The organism is Collinsella sp. OM08-14AT (assembly GCF_003438115.1).
In the GTDB taxonomy this organism is placed as follows: Bacteria; Actinomycetota; Coriobacteriia; order Coriobacteriales; family Coriobacteriaceae; genus Collinsella.
The window spans coordinates 70,694-85,828 of record NZ_QSTE01000013.1 but is presented as its reverse complement, the minus strand read 5'-3'; the positions used below and the strand labels follow the sequence as shown (position 1 = coordinate 85,828).

Annotated in this window: 12 protein-coding genes; 7 read left to right on the top strand and 5 right to left on the bottom strand. The window is 60.4% G+C overall.

Features of this window, described 5'->3' with window-relative positions; all coding sequences use genetic code 11:
• Positions 1 to 82: 82 nt before the first annotated feature.
• Positions 83 to 994, top strand: a complete 912-nt coding sequence (locus DXC18_RS07990; protein ID WP_147329348.1) for a CPBP family intramembrane glutamic endopeptidase — start codon at positions 83 to 85, stop codon at positions 992 to 994.
• Here DXC18_RS07990 and DXC18_RS07985 read toward each other — a convergent pair.
• Positions 991 to 3,123 (bottom strand): YgiQ family radical SAM protein, encoded by a 2,133-nt coding sequence (locus DXC18_RS07985; protein ID WP_233503843.1) that lies wholly within the window; start codon positions 3,121 to 3,123, stop codon positions 991 to 993. The genes DXC18_RS07990 and DXC18_RS07985 overlap by 4 nt on opposite strands.
• Before the next feature lie 250 nt (positions 3,124 to 3,373).
• Here DXC18_RS07985 and DXC18_RS07980 point away from each other — a divergent pair, with 250 nt between their 5' ends.
• A complete protein-coding gene (locus DXC18_RS07980) occupies positions 3,374 to 4,090 on the top strand; it encodes a YoaK family protein (protein ID WP_089572184.1) in 717 nt (238 codons plus the stop codon).
• A gap of 356 nt (positions 4,091 to 4,446) precedes the next feature.
• Here DXC18_RS07980 and DXC18_RS10360 read toward each other — a convergent pair whose 3' ends face one another.
• A complete protein-coding gene (locus DXC18_RS10360) occupies positions 4,447 to 4,752 on the bottom strand; it encodes a hypothetical protein (RefSeq protein ID WP_147330264.1) in 306 nt (101 codons plus the stop codon).
• Positions 4,753 to 5,164: 412 nt separating this feature from the next.
• Between DXC18_RS10360 and fucO the strand changes: the two genes are divergently transcribed.
• Together fucO and DXC18_RS07970 are read left to right on the top strand one after the other, a co-directional pair.
• Entirely contained in the window at positions 5,165 to 6,331 is a 1,167-nt protein-coding gene (gene fucO, locus DXC18_RS07975) for a lactaldehyde reductase (protein ID WP_022094861.1), read from the top strand.
• Positions 6,332 to 6,605: 274 nt separating this feature from the next.
• Entirely contained in the window at positions 6,606 to 7,625 is a 1,020-nt protein-coding gene (locus DXC18_RS07970; RefSeq protein WP_117583964.1) for a M42 family metallopeptidase, read from the top strand.
• Positions 7,626 to 7,717: 92 nt separating this feature from the next.
• On the opposite strand, the gene mnmA is transcribed toward DXC18_RS07970, so the two are convergent.
• The gene (gene mnmA / locus DXC18_RS07965; protein ID WP_255413462.1) at positions 7,718 to 8,941 is read right to left on the bottom strand and encodes a tRNA 2-thiouridine(34) synthase MnmA; all 1,224 of its coding nucleotides are present in this window, start codon (positions 8,939 to 8,941) and stop codon (positions 7,718 to 7,720) included.
• Between the two features lie 57 nt (positions 8,942 to 8,998).
• On the bottom strand, positions 8,999 to 9,937 hold the full coding sequence (gene cysK / locus DXC18_RS07960; protein WP_055250951.1) for a cysteine synthase A: 939 nt from the start codon (positions 9,935 to 9,937) through the stop codon (positions 8,999 to 9,001).
• Positions 9,938 to 10,190: 253 nt separating this feature from the next.
• On the opposite strand from cysK, the gene DXC18_RS07955 reads away from it, so the two are divergent.
• The gene (locus DXC18_RS07955; RefSeq protein WP_117583966.1) at positions 10,191 to 10,619 is read left to right on the top strand and encodes an Rrf2 family transcriptional regulator; all 429 of its coding nucleotides are present in this window, start codon (positions 10,191 to 10,193) and stop codon (positions 10,617 to 10,619) included.
• 137 nt (positions 10,620 to 10,756) lie between these two features.
• Here DXC18_RS07955 and DXC18_RS07950 read toward each other — a convergent pair whose 3' ends face one another.
• Complete coding sequence (locus DXC18_RS07950) at positions 10,757 to 11,122, bottom strand: phage holin family protein (RefSeq protein WP_117583967.1); 366 nt, start codon at positions 11,120 to 11,122, stop codon at positions 10,757 to 10,759.
• 323 nt (positions 11,123 to 11,445) lie between these two features.
• Here DXC18_RS07950 and DXC18_RS07945 point away from each other — a divergent pair, with 323 nt between their 5' ends.
• Entirely contained in the window at positions 11,446 to 11,745 is a 300-nt protein-coding gene (locus tag DXC18_RS07945) for a YerC/YecD family TrpR-related protein (protein ID WP_022094855.1), read from the top strand.
• Positions 11,746 to 11,964: 219 nt separating this feature from the next.
• Complete coding sequence (locus tag DXC18_RS07940; protein ID WP_117583968.1) at positions 11,965 to 15,135, top strand: PD-(D/E)XK nuclease family protein; 3,171 nt, start codon at positions 11,965 to 11,967, stop codon at positions 15,133 to 15,135.

Here is a 15,135-nt window from a genome sequence, read left to right as displayed (position 1 = left end):
TCAATGTTTTTATGTCCTGCTCATATCGTCTCTGCCGGCAGTTAAGGAACGTCCCTAAGTGCCGGGTTTTGAGGAGGTTGGCATGCTCAATGCGATGATTTGGGCGCTTGCCTGTTTTGGCGTCGTCGCTGCCGATATCGCCCTGAGCGTGGTTTTGTTCTCCGCTCTGGGCGTCGCATCGGTGTTCATGGGCTTTTCGATTGACGGCCTCGATATTCAATTGCTTCAGGCTGTCGCGCAGACGGCATCGTTTTTAATGGCGCTGCTGTGGTGGCGTTATCTGTGGCCGCGTTCGTTTATGGCACGCCGGCAATGCGCGCATCCGCTCGGCGGGGGAGCGCGTGGGGCGTGGAAGCGCATCGCCTGCGTTATCGTGATCGGCCTTGCCCTGCAGGTGGTCGTTGGCTACGTGACCGACGCCGTGCTGTCGCTGTTGCCCGAGGCTGCGGCCGACTACAGCGAGCTTGTCGAGGAAACAGGCATGGGCGACACCAGCTATCTCGCCGTCCTGACTACGGTGCTCGGCGCCCCATTTTGTGAAGAGCTGCTGGTACGCGGCATTATTTTTGAGTTTTCGCTTCGAGCGTTTAATCCGCAGTGCCGCCCACTTTGGAAGCGCCGGCGTCGTGCGGGTGCGCAGGACGGCGCCATGGTGCCCTGGGCGGCCCCGAGCACGTGGGGTATCACCGCGGCGATTGTGCTGCAGGCGGCAATCTTCGGTTTTATGCACATGAATTGGGTGCAAGGTTGCTACGCGGGTGCCGCTGGCCTCATCTTTGGTTGGGTGCTCGTGACGACCGGAAAGCTCCGCTACACGATCCTGCTGCACTTCGCCTTTAATGCCGGGTCGTATCTCATGACGTTGCTCTGGTTTGTGAACACGCCGTTCGACGTGGCAATTACGGTCGCCATCGCCGGCGTCATCCTCGTTGAGGCAATGCGGTCGCTGCGCCGCGCGTGTGGGATGGATGCAGCGAGCGCACCGCTGCCCTAGTTGCGACGCCCGCCGCCGTTGGCGCCCTGTCGCCCCTGGGCCGCGCGATTGCGCCCGGCGGTGTTCTGCGCACGCGACATGCCACCGTGCCCCTTGCTGCCTTTGGGTCCCTTGCCAGCGCCGCCAACGCCACCGTGGGCCTTGCCGCCCTTCTTGCCGGTGCCATGCCCCCCGCCGGCAGATGTCTCGCCCGGGCGCGGCGGCACGGGGCGAATCAGGCAATGCTTGGTGTAGCCAATCAGATCGCGGCGGCCGGCTTTTTCCAGCGCCTCACGCACGAGCTTGTAGTTCTCGGGCTTGCGGTATTGGATGAGCGCACGCTGCATGGCCTTCTCGTGTGGGTCGCGTGCCACGTAGATCGGCTTCATGGTGCGTGGGTCCACGCCGGTGTAGTACATGCAGGTCGACATGGTGGACGGCGTGGGGTAGAAGTCCTGCACCTGCTCGGGCATGTAGCCCATGTCGCGCACGGCCTCGGCAAGGTCCACGGCTTCCTTCATCGTTGAACCGGGGTGGCTCGAGATTAGGTACGGCACCACATACTGCTTGAGTCCGTATTCGCGGTTCAGGCGTTCAAATTTACGGCAGAACGCGTCGTAGACGGCGCGGCTCGGCTTGCCCATCACGGAGAGCACCGCGTCGCTCACGTGCTCGGGCGCTACGCGTAGCTGGCCCGAGACATGGTGTTCCAGCAGCTCGCGCAAAAACTCGTCCGAGGCGTCGGCCATGGTGTAGTCAAAGCGGATGCCGCTGCGCACGAAGACCTTCTTGACGCCTGGCAGCTGGCGCAGGTCGCGCAACAGCTGCGTGTAGCCGCTCTCGTCGACCACCATGTTCTTGCACACGCTCGGCCACAGGCAGCGCTTGTTCTTGCACACGCCGTGCTTGAGCTGTTTGTCGCAGGCAGGACGGCTAAAGTTGGCCGTCGGTCCGCCCACGTCGTTGATGTAGCCCTTAAACTCGGGGTCGCGCGTGAGTAGCTCGGCCTCGCGCATAATCGAATCGTGGCTACGCATCTGCAGCACGCGGCCCTGGTGGAAGGTCAGCGCGCAAAACGAGCACTCACCAAAGCAGCCGCGGTTAGAGCTGATGGAAAACTTGATCTCGGCAAAGGCCGGCACGCCGCCTGCCGCGTCGTAATCGGGATGCCAATCGCGTGCGTAGGGGAGTTCGGCAACCTCGTCCATCTCATCGGTGGTGAGCGTCGCCGACGGCGGGTTCTGCACCACATAGACGCTGTTGGGGTAGGGCTCTACCAGGCGGTGTCCGGTGATGGGATCCATGTTCTGCTGCTGCACATTAAAGCTGCGCGCGTAGTTGAGCTTGTCGGCGGCAAGGTCGTCCCAGCTGGGCAGCAGGTCGTAGTCGTAGACCTCGTCGAGCGAGTTGGTACGGTAGACGGTGCCGTTGATATAGGTGATTTGGTCGACGGGCAGGCCCGCGTCGAGCGCGTCGGCGATCTCGACGATCGCGTGCTCGCCCATGCCGTAGATGAGGATGTCGGCGCCCGAGTCGAGCAGCACCGAGCGCTTGAGCTTATCCTGCCAGTAGTCGTAGTGGGCCAGACGACGCAGGCTCGCCTCGATGCCGCCGATGATGATGGGCGCGTCCTTGAACGTTTGGCGGATGAGGTTGCCGTAGACCGTGACGGCGCGGTTGGGGCGGTGCCCCTCTTTACCGCCAGGGGTGTAGGCATCGGTGTGGCGACGATGCTTGGTCACCGAGTAGTGATTGACCATGGAGTCCATGTTGCCGGCGGAGACCAGAAAGCCCAGGCGCGGCTCGCCGAGCACGGTGATACTGGCGGGATCGGTCCAGTCGGGCTGACAGATAATGCCCACTTTGTAGCCGTGTGCGTCGAGCACGCGGCTGACGATGGCCATGCCAAAGCTGGGATGGTCCACGTAGGCGTCGCCGCAGATGTAGACGAAGTCGCACTGGTCCCAGCCACGCGCATCCATGTCGGCGCGGCTGACGGGGAGGAACTTGTCGCGGCCCGGACGCCAGGGGCGGACGGGTGTCGCCTTGACGGTTGTGGCCTGTGCCTTACCGCCGCGCTTTTGCTGCTGGCCCTGTTTGCCCTGCTGACTGCGCTGGTTGTTCTGAGCGTGCTGAGGCTTTTTTGCCACGATCCCTCCCGGTGTTTGTATGCTGCACGTAATTGTAACCAGTCTTTTTAGGACGGGGCTAAAAAGACTGGTGGAGTACACGAGGTCTCGGGTGTCGGTGCCGCGCCCGCCGTTTGTTTCCAGACTGTGTATCTGCGCGTTGGAGAACCCGTCTCGCGCGTACGCCATGTTGTCAATGGGTTACAGTATGAACGGCGGCTATGTTTCCGCCAACGCACGAGAGAGTCGTCAACAAGGAGGATGCACGACGATGCAGCGTGCCAAACAGATATCGGAATCCATTGAGCTGGGCATCATCTTGGCGCTCGCCGGTGGCTTTATGGATGTGTATTCGTACATTGGGCGCGACCATGTTTTCGCCAACGCGCAGACGGGCAACATCCTGCTGGTGGGCGTGAGCATCTCGGAGGGCAATTGGGCACTTGCGGGGCGTTACTTCTTCCCTGTGGTTTCGTTTGCTGTGGGCATTATGCTTGCCGACCTGGTACACGAGCGTTTTGGCAGCGTGATCCACTGGCGTCAGGTGACGGTGTTCTTTGAAGCCGTCATCTTGCTGGGCGTGAGTTTTATTCCCGGTGGCGATTTCAACCTGCTCGCCAACTGCCTTACTTCGTTTGCCTGCGGTATGCAGGTCGAGAGCTTCCGCAAGATTCATGGACACGGCATCGCCACGACCATGTGTATCGGCAACCTCCGTAATGCCTTGCAAAACGTGGACGACTACATCATTACCCACAAGCGCGGCTTTTTGGAAAACGGCCTGCTGTACTTTGGCGTGATCTTTACCTTTGTGTTTGGCGCCGTGTTGGGCAACTGGTGTATTGAGCGCATGGGCCTGCACGCCATCGTCGTGGCGAGCGTGCTGCTGTTTGTCGCGTTTGCCATCATGTTTATCGACCGCGAGCGCGACTTGCGTTTTCGCTGGAAGGTTGCGGCCGAGGCTTGGAAAGAGGGCTGCCGAAAGTAACCGAATGCGGCAAAGAGACAGCCCCTTTGCCGCATTATTTTTCATCTCTATGTAGTACAGCTTCAGGAGCCAGAAAAAAACTATCTAGCTCCTGAATGTTGTTACGAACTGCTTTTTGCAATTTATTCGAGATGCTCTTCAATCCGAGCCCTCAGAAGGGCAATGGCTGTGGGTATTCCAATTGCGGCGGCTAATTCGGCTTTATCCAAAACCTGTATGTTAAAGCACGATTGTTTATCACATTGAAGGACGTTAACTGAAGATAGCTTCACTTCCCGTTGACTGAATATATCGTAATCTCCAAATAGGAAGTTACCTTTTATTGTGTAATTCGGTATGTTCGTTACGCACTTCATCTAAAGTCTGTTTAGGCCATAATCGAACACCGCAACTTCCTTGTGTTCGATGATGAGCGCAACCCTGGGCATGTTACTAAAACCACCGTCGACGACAGTAAAGAGCTTTTCATTTGCATCGTCATAAACGGTGTATTTAAGACTCAATAGCTGTCCTAGTGGACCCGTGAACCCATGTCTTTTGATGTTGAGGTTGTCTCCCGCTGGGTTGACGAGAGCCAGAGCATGCGGATAAGGGTTACCTTCAATTGAGATTCGATATTCGTTTGTAGCCGTCTTGCTCGATTTAGGACCAGTAGCCTTCACGCGTCATCGCCTCGATTGAATTGGAACCGTCTTCTGCTTCGTGCGGAGAATTACGCTGTATGTTGCAGTACATGCAGCTGCAATAACCGCATGGGCAATTTCTAACAAAATGAATGACACTATTTGCTGCATGCATATTAATTACTATAAAGTATCCTTTTATAAACGTATTGTCAAACATATATTGCTAAAACAGAAACAATTTATAGACTGAGTTGGTCGTATTCTTTGGGCAATTGCTCCTATAATCTAGCCTTCGCTGCAGTCGGGAGGGAAGGACTGGGGCTCCGTTATTATGTTGAAACGCTTTAACACTTTTGACGTTCTCATGCATTTTTTGTTTCAAAAGCGTTAGGATGGGACTCATAGCGTGGGGCGTAATGGGCGCCCCGCACACGATGGGAGGCTATCAATGGCTAATCGTTTCGTTCTCAACACCATTTCTTATCATGGTTCTGGCGCCATCAAGGAGATCCCCGGCGAGCTCCAGCGTCGTGGCTACAAGAAGATCTTCGTCTGCTCCGACCCCGATCTGGTCAAGTTTGGCGTTACCGCCAAGGTAACCGACGAGCTCGACGCCGCCGGTATTGCTTGGAGCCTCTACTCCGAGATTAAGCCCAACCCCACCATCCAGAACGTCAAGGACGGCGTCGAGGCCTTTAAGGCCGCCGAGGCTGACGCTATCGTGACCATCGGTGGTGGCTCCTCCATGGACACCGCCAAGGCTATCGGCATCATCATCAACAACCCCGAGTTCGCCGATGTCCGCAGCCTCGAGGGCGTTGCTCCGACTAAGAACCACGCTGTGTTCACCATCGCCGTGCCGACGACCGCCGGTACCGCTGCCGAGGTGACCATCAACTACGTTATCACCGACCCCGAGAAGGTCCGCAAGTTCGTGTGCGTCGATACCAACGACGCCCCCGAGGTCGCCGTCGTCGACCCCGACATGATGGCTTCCATGCCCGCCGGCCTGACCGCTTCCACCGGCATGGACGCTCTGACCCACGCTATCGAGGGCTACACCACCAAGGGCGCTTGGGAGCTCTCCGACATGTTCCACTTTGAGGCTATTAAGCTGATCAGCGAGAACCTGCGCGACTCCGTTGCCGAGGCCAAGTCCGGTCAGCCCGGCTCCGGCCGCGAGGGCATGGCTCTTGGCCAGTATGTCGCCGGCATGGGCTTCTCCAATGTCGGCCTGGGCATCGACCACGCCATGGCTCACACCCTGTCCGCTCACTACGACACCCCGCACGGCGTCGCTTGCGCCATGCTGCTGCCGATCGCTATGGAGTTCAACAAGCCGGTTTGCGCCGAGCGCCTGGCCAAGGTTGCCGTTGCCATGGGTGTTGACACCACGGGCATGAGCACCGACGAGGCTGCCGACGCCGCCATCGCCGCCGTCAAGCAGCTCTCCGCCGACGTGAACATCCCGCATGTCTGCGAGGCCATGAAGGCCGACGAGATCGAGGTCCTGGCCAAGGACGCCATGGCTGACGCCTGCTTCCCGGGCAACCCGCGCGAGGCGACGCTCGACGACGTCATCGAGCTCTTCAAGAAGATCTGCCCGGCTGCTTAACCTGGTTCGGCGGGCCCCGCCCGTTAGCCCCAGAATCGTCCTCGGACATGTCGGAGGCCCCGCTGCGCACTACGTGCGGCGGGGCCTCCTTCTGTCCTGCGGAAAGATTCTGGGGCTAACGGGCGGGGCCCGCCGGCTCGTTGTCGTGGCGGGCGCTGTTCGGAAGAGCTCGATGGGTCATCTCGCTGGGTAAATATTTGTGCGTGATGGTATCGTTGTTGGGGCTTTTACTGATTACGGGATGTTGACTTTGGAGTTGTGGATGGTGTCCCAAATGGATTCTACGCTTGGTTTTATTACTGACCAGCTTAAGACGCTGACTTCTATTGCCTCGCCTACGGGCTATACCCGTGCGGCTACTGACTATCTAATGGAAACGTTGCGCGATATGGGCTTTGGCCCCGAGCGCTCCAATAAGGGCAACGTGTTGGTTGAGCTTGGTGGTGAGGGCGAGCCGCTTGTCCTGGCGAGCCATGTCGATACCCTGGGCGCTATGGTGCGCTCCATCAAGGACAATGGTCGCCTGCGTCCCACGACGCTCGGCGGGCATCAGTGGTCTACGGCCGATGGCGAGAACTGCACCGTTTATACGCGCGATGGCAATAACTACACGGGTGTGGTCCTCAATACCGAGCCTTCGGCGCATGTGGCCGATGAGCCGGTCAAAACCATCGAGAAGAACATGGAGATCTTGCTCGACGAGAATGTCGACAGTAAGGACGACGTGCTTGAGCTGGGTATTCAGACGGGCGATATCATCGCTATGGATCCGCGTACCACGGTGACGGAGAGCGGCTACATTAAGAGTCGCTTCCTGGATGACAAACTGTCGGCGTCGATTCTACTGGGTCTGGCCCGCGCCGTTGCTGACGGCGAGGTGACCCTTTCGCGCAAGGTTTCGCTGCTCTTTACGGTGTACGAGGAGGTCGGCCACGGCGGTGCCTTTGTGCCGGCTGACACGCGCGAGATGATCAGCGTGGACATGGGCTGCGTGGGTGACGACCTGGGCTGCACCGAGCGCATGGTTTCGATTTGCGCTAAGGATTCGGGTGGCCCCTACAACTACGACCTGGTAACCACGCTGTCCAACATCGCGCGCGAGCTCGAGCTCGATTACGCCATCGACGTGTACCCGCATTACGGCTCGGACGTCGAGGCCACGCTCTCGGCCGGCTACGACATTCGCCATGGTCTGATCGGCCCCGGCGTGTACGCGAGCCACAACTACGAGCGCAGCCACATCGACGGCGTGCGCAATACCTACGAGCTGGTTCGTGCCTACGTTCAGCGCTAGACGCATCGACAATGCTCATCGAGCCTGCCGCCCCGGTTGTTGCAGCGATGCCAGCCGGGGCGTCCTCTATAACTTGCGGTGGCGGGGAGCTGTTATTTGATGGCTGACGTAACGGTGCCGCCGCCCAGGACGATGTCGCCGCGGTAGACGACGACTGCCTGGCCGGGGGCGATGGCTCGCTGTTGCTCGTCAAAAGTTAGCAGCATTTGCCCGTCTTCGCCACGTGTAAGGGTTGCTGCCTGGTCCTTTTGACGGTAGCGGTACTTGGCGCCCACGCGGATGCCGCCGGCATCCAGCTCGGCCTCCATGCGGTCGGCAGGGGCGCTCCAGATCCAGTCGTTGGCCGTGAGCGCCGTGGCCGTCAGGTCCTCTGCCTCGCCCAGATGTACGGTGTTGTTGACGGCGTCGACACCCGTTACGTACACGGGATGCGCCATCGCGACGCCCAGGCCCTTGCGCTGGCCGATGGTGTAGCGCAGCGCGCCGTTGTGGCGCCCGACCACGCTGCCGTCGCGCCACACAATGTCGCCCGGTGCAGCGGGATGTTCGCAACGGCGCTCGATATAGCCCGCGTAGTCACCGTCTGGAATAAAGCAGATGTCCTCGCTTTCGGCCTTCTGGGCGTTGGTAAAGCCCTGCTCGGCGGCTATGCGGCGCACGTCGCGCTCTTTGTCTAGGCCTGCCAGCGGAAAGATCGTGTGCGCCAGGCGCTCCTGCGTGAGCGAATACAAAAAGTAACTCTGGTCCTTTTTGGGGTCCTCGCCGCGATGCAGCTGCCAGGTGCCGTCGGGCGCCTGGCTCGTTTTGGCATAGTGGCCTGTGGCGATGTAGTCGCAGCCCATATCCAGCGCCGCATCCAGCAACGCGCCAAACTTAATATGGCGGTTGCAGATGATGCACGGATTGGGCGTCAGCCCCTCCTGGTAGGCGTTCATAAAACGCTCGACAACGTTGCGGTCGAAGGTTTGCTGCAAGTCGAGCACGTGATGGGGTATCCCCAGGCGCTCGGCGACGGCCTTTGCATCGGCGATGTCGCGGTCGACCTTACTCATGCCCGTGGTGGGATCGGGCGCGGGGCAGGTGAGGCGCATGGTGGCACCGACACATTCGTAACCCTGACTTTTGAGCAGATACGCGGTCACGCTGGAATCGACGCCGCCGCTCATGGCGACGAGCACGCGCTTGTTGTGCATGGGGAGGTTCTCCTTGGTGGCATGTGGCCAAAAAAGAAAAGCGGCGCGGGAGGCTGGTTCCGCGCCGCAGACATTGTAGCAAGTTCGGGCGTCCTGTGGGACACCCTGTTGGGATGAGCTCAGGCTGCCAGAAGAGAGGGGAGACCGGCGTGCCTTGGACTCGTTCTAAGAACGAGAGCTCTAGTCCTGGAAGAGTGCCGTGGACAGGTAGCGCTCGCCGGTGTCGGCGAGCAGCGCCACGATGGTCTTGCCCTCGTTCTCGGGGCGCTTGGCCAGCTGCAGTGCGGCCCACACGGCGGCGCCGGACGAAATGCCCACGAGCACGCCCTCCTTGTGGCCCACGGCGCGGCCGGTGGCAAAGGCGTCGTCGTTCTCGACGGGGATGATCTCGTCGTAGACCTGGGTGTCGAGGACGTCGGGCACAAAGCCGGCACCGATACCCTGGATCTTGTGCGGGCCGGCCTGGCCCTTAGAGAGCACCGGGGAGGTGGCGGGCTCGACGGCGACGACCTGAATCTCGGGGTTTTGCTCCTTGAGGAACTCGCCCACGCCGGTCACGGTGCCGCCGGTGCCGACGCCGGCGACGAAGATGTCGACCTTGCCGTCGGTGTCGTCCCAGATCTCGGGGCCGGTCGTGGCCTTGTGAATGGCCGGGTTCGCGGGGTTCACAAACTGGCCGGCGATGATGCTGTTGGGGGTCTCCTTCTGCAACTCTTCGGCCTTGGCGATAGCGCCCTTCATGCCTTTGGAGCCGTCGGTGAGCACGAGCTGCGCACCGTATGCCTGCATCAGCTTGCGGCGCTCGACGGACATGGTCTCGGGCATGGTGATGATCACCTTGTAGCCGCGGGCGGCCGCCACCGAGGCGATGCCGACGCCGGTGTTGCCGCTCGTGGGCTCGATGATGGTGTAGTCGCCGCCACGCACGAGCTTGCCTGCCTTCTCGGCCTCGTCAATCATGTTCTTGGCGACGCGGTCTTTAACGGATCCGGCGGGGTTGAAGTATTCCAGCTTGACGAGCACGCGGGCCTTGAGGTCCTCATCGGCCTCAAAGTGGGTGAGCTCCAGAAGCGGAGTGTGGCCGATAAGCTGATCAATGGATGTGTACACATTGCTCATGGTGAACCTCCAAAGTGTTCAAATGACTGGATACCGTGTGGTTTTACGGTGTGTGTAGCAACGAAACCCACAAACCTTATGGGTTGTTCGTTTTGCTGTTGGCAAGCATAGTAGGCACTAAAGCCTAGTAATGCAATAGGAAATAGAAGATTATTACGAGTCGATTAACCATCTTGACGGGAATAGGTATTTTCAAAACCAATTTTTCGGCTAGAATTTCTACGAATTAAAAGACCGAAAGGCAGCAATATATATGTTGGTTTCCACAAAGGGCAGATATGCCCTGCGCGTTATGGTCGACTTGGCCGAGCATCAGGCGGCAGGCCGCATTCCCCTCAAAGAGATCGCCGCGCGTCAGGGGATTTCGGAGAAATATTTGGAGAACATTTTGGCTACGCTCGTGCGCGCCAATATGCTCTCGGGCATGCGCGGCAAGGGCGGCGGCTACGTGCTCACGCGCCCGCCCGAGCAGTACACGGTGGGCGAGATCCTGCGCCTGACCGAGGGTAGCCTAGCACCGGTCGCATGCCTGGACGGCGACTGCAAAGGTTGCTCGCGATCTGATGAGTGTCCTACACTCGATGTTTGGAAGAACCTGGACAAGCTCATCAACGACTACCTCGACGGCGTGACACTCGATACGCTCGTTGCCCCCAACGAGGGCTACGACTACGTCATCTAGCCCCACCTGCTATTGGGGGACGGGGCAGAAATGGTAGATTTTCTTGTCCTCTGAGGCTTGGCAAATGACAAGGCCGCCCATCGTTGCGATTGACGGCCTTCGTTTTGGCGTGTTGTGGCGGCCCGTATCCGGTCGCTTTAGTTCCTGGCGATGCTGTCGAGAATGCTGCGCATGATGGATACCAGGATGCTGCCCATAAACGCCGATCCAAAGCTGGCGATGGAGATACCCGCGCCCAGCAGATTGACCGACAGGTAGCTGGCCAGCTCGAGCATAAAGCTGTTGACCACAAGCTGAAAAATACCAAGCGTGATAATAGTGAGTGGCAGCGAGATGACCGTCAGGAACGGCTTAACGAGCGAGTCGACGATGTTGAGGAACAGTCCCACGAAGGCAAAGCAGACCCAGGCGTCGGCCATGCCGAAGGGCTGAATGCCGGGGACGAGAAACGTTGCGATCGCGATGGCGATTGAGGTCAAAAGCCAGTTGAGCATAAAGCGCATGGTGTGAATCCTTTCTTGCGCATGGCGTGGTGAGGGAGCGTGAGAGGCACATGCCTTTGCAACTCGGACAGATGCTCGGGCACGGCTCTGTTTGGGCGCCCATTGTCTCAGATATTCGTGGAGCTTGCGTGCGCATTCGGTTTCAAAACGGCGTTCGTCCTAGAAAACGCGCCGCTGGCAGAGAGTTTTGTCGCTTTAGTTTGGTGGTGTGCTAAACTGCTACGGGCAAAAGCCACAGGCGTTGCCCTATTGCATAGAACGGGCGAACGATGCCCGATGTCAGTATCAACTTCGATGCCTTTTGGCGGGTTTGGCGGTGATCGATGAATATCGAGAACATGTTTGACAAGCCTGATGTCAAGCAGCTGGTCCACGCATTTAGCCTTTTGGACGACGAGAAAGATATCCAAGCGTTTTTGACCGATATCTGCACGCCGCGCGAGATTTGCGATCTATCGCAGCGTCTGCAGGTCGCGCGTTATCTGGACGAGGGCGAGCCCTATGTTGAGGTTCAGGCGCGTACCGGCGCTTCGTCCACCACGGTGAGCCGTGTGTCCAAGGCGCTCAACGGCGAGTACGGTGGCTACCGCAAAATCCTCATTAAGCTGGAGGATGGCGAGTAGGCCGCGCCAAAAACGAATTGTGCAAAACCGCTCCTCCGGGGGCGGTTTTTTGATCCCTTAAGGACGGAGGAAAACGGATCACCGGGTTAGACTGACCCCTTCGGTGATCCGTTTTCCTCCGTCCCCAAGGGATCAAATCTGTTGGCGTGGGGCAAATCTGTCCGCGTGGGCGGGTAGGATGGATACATTGATTATTGCGAACAGTTTGAGCGGAGGACCATGCCTGTTCGAATCTATACCACCAATGCCGGCACGGATTTGAGCGATGCCGAGTCGGCGTTGCTTGCCGACCTTATTGCCCGCCATGGACGTGCCGTGCTTCTGGCGTCAACGTTTGCCGAGCTCGACCTGTGTCGCCATGATGCGGCGGAAGCCGGGATTTCGCTGGGTATTGACTACAAAACGCCTACATCGTGGCTTCGCTCGCTTTGGGAGCTTTTGGGCGACGGGCGCGGTTTCGTCGACAACCTGCAGCGTCAGATGCTGTTCTCGGACATGGTCACGCGTCTCGACGATGCCGACCTGCAGCCGCTTTCGCGCAGCCAGGGCACAGTGCGCATGCTTGCGCGCATGGCCCGCGACGTGTTGCCGGGCGTTGCGGGGACGACGGCCGAGCGATGCCGTGGCAACAATTGCCAGCCTGAGCCAAAAAGCGATGCCGAGGCTCGTGTGTTCGAGCTTTTGCGTGCCTACGCGGGTGGTTTGGACCGTCGAGATATGGTCGAGCCCTGCGAGGCGGCTGACATTATGGCCGATGCCCTGGCCGATAACCTGCCGGCGTGCACCCGCGCCGTATGCGTGCGCGGTATCACGTCGATTACGCACGGCCTGCTCGAGCTGCTGTCTGCCGTGGCGAACAATGGGGGGGAGGTCGTCGTACTGCTTGCCTGCGAGCAGGCGGCGATGCGCGAGGAGCTTGCCGCGGCATTTGATGCCCGCGGTGTGCTGTTCGAGGCCGCGCCGCTGAGGGAGGACGCCGTCGCGTCTGATGCCGCTTGCGGGACCGCCGCTCAGCCTGCCTTTATTGAGGTCGCCGGCCCCCATGCCCGTGCCCATGCTTATGCGGACGCCATCGATACGTTGGTGAAAACGCACAAGGAGTCCAAGGACGATAAAGCTACTGCAACGCCCGCTGACCCCGTGCGCGTGCTCGTTGTTTCTGCCCGGGCACCCCAGCTGTTCGGTGAGCTCGCCTCTCGTCTGGCGGCCCGTCATATCGCTGCCGAGACAGTTGAGTTCACGGCGTTTTCTCAATCCATTGCGGGCAGGCAGTTCACGGCGCTCGCCAACCTGATCGAGCGTATGAAGGCCGCCGACGAAGGGGCAGCTTCTAAGACTGAGTGGTGGCCCGCGCCGGAGCTTACCGACTGGATTTACAGTCCGCTTTCGGGCGCTGATGCCGTCAATGCCCGTACCTTCGATAAGAATATGCGTCTCTCGCGCAGCAAGACTACCGCGGGCGTTAAGAGCCTGCTGCAGAGCGTCCAAGGCCAGGTGAGGGGCGCGCGCAAGGCGGCGAGCGACGAGAACTGGTTTAAGAACGTGCCGTGCGTGGTCTCGGACGTGTTCCAGGCGCTGTGGCGTGACAAGCCCGTGACGGCGCTCAAGGCCATGCTTGCCGTTGCCGAGGCACTGCCAGATCGCGCGCTTGGTGGTCTCGACGGCCAGGCCCGTCGCCAGGCGGAGGTGGCCCTGCTGCGCCACGCGATCGACATCCTTATGAACGATGCTCGCGCGCTCGACGTGTCGCAGGCCGCGACCGTGCCCGTGCTCGATGGCATTCGCACCAAGGTGGACAAGCGTAGCACCGCCTACGATTACGAGACCTACGAGGTTGACCGTGCGCCACGTGCCCAGGTTCGCTTTACTTCGCTTGCCGATGCGGCGGCCCTGCGCCCCGATAGCTACGATGCCGTGCTGTTTGCCGACGTCGACCTGGACAGTTATCCGCTCTCACATGAGGAGGGCCCGCTGGCAACGCTGACGGCGAGCCTCGGTCGCGAGGGCGTGACGCTTGAGCCTGCGGCCTTGCTGCGCGCACGCTTTGGCCGCGCGATACAAGCGTCGCGTGGTCCGGTTACGCTCGCCCGTGTGACCCACGATCGTCAGGCGCGCGAGTGCTATCCGGCGGCCGTGTGGACCGAGTTGCGGGCGCATGCCGAGGCCGCTAACGATGCTAAGGCCGCTGACGCCGACAAGGCCGCTGACGCCGACAAGGCCGCTGACGACGCTAAGGCCGTTGGCGCCGACAAGGCGAAGTGTGTGGGTGAGGGCGATATCGTAAGGGACTTCGATCCCGCGGCAGGCGAAGGTCTTAGGCGCGAGCGCGTGACCTGCGAAGCTCCTCAGCACCTGAGCGATGAAGCCATTCCGTATTTGGTCCTGCGTCGTCGCGATGGCGAGGGCGAGGATGCGCCGCTGGTGCCGCGCCTGACGTCTGCCTCGCAGATCGAGGCCTATTCGACCTGCCCGCTATGCTGGTTCGTCTCGTACCGCGTGAAGCCCCAGTCGATCGACGCTGGCTTTGGCAATATGGAGAAGGGCAACTTTGTCCACGACGTGCTGGAACACTTGCATGCCCGTCTGCCCCAGGAGGGCATGGAGCGCGTGACACCCATGAATCTGCCACGCGCGAAGGAGCTGCTGCGCGAGGTCTTTGACGAGACCTTGGCCGAGCATGCGGGCAAGCGCGGTACCGAGGGCCCGCTCGTGCCGCTCTCCCCGGTGGAGGAGCGCCAGGTGGCCGAGATTTTGCCGCAGCTGGAGGGCGTTCTTGCCTACGAGTCCGAGGCGCTCGCGCCCTTCGCGCCGCGCTACCTGGAGTTTGCGTTCAACGAGCTCCAGGTCGAGTATGCCGGCTGGCCGCTCGGCGGGCGCATCGACCGCGTGGATGTGGATGCTGAGAATCGCGCCGTGGTAATCGACTACAAGCATCGCACGGGCGTTGAGGAGTTTAAACTCGCCGACCCCACGGTGCGCGACGAGGAATCGGGCGAGGCCGCCATCGACGACCCGCGGTGGCTGCCGCCCCATACCCAGACGCTTATCTATGCGCAGGCCATGCGCCGGGCGCTGGATCTGGATGCCCGTGCGGCGCTCTATTTTTCGACCAAGGGCGGCAAACCGGCGCTGCGCGGCGCCGCGAGTGCCGAGCTGCTCGAGGAAGAGCGCGGCGACGGCCGCATCCCGGGGCTTAAGAAGGGCTTTCCCGGCGAGGGTGGCAGCATGGACTTCGACGCCCTGCTCGATCGCGTGGAGGCCGGCATCGCCGAGCGCCTGCACGAACTCGAGGCAGGCGACGTTGCCGCCGTCGACCCGACGTCGGCTCAGGCCGCGCATGCGCGCTGCTCGTATAACCACGAAGGAACGTTTGTAAGAAGGGACGTGTAG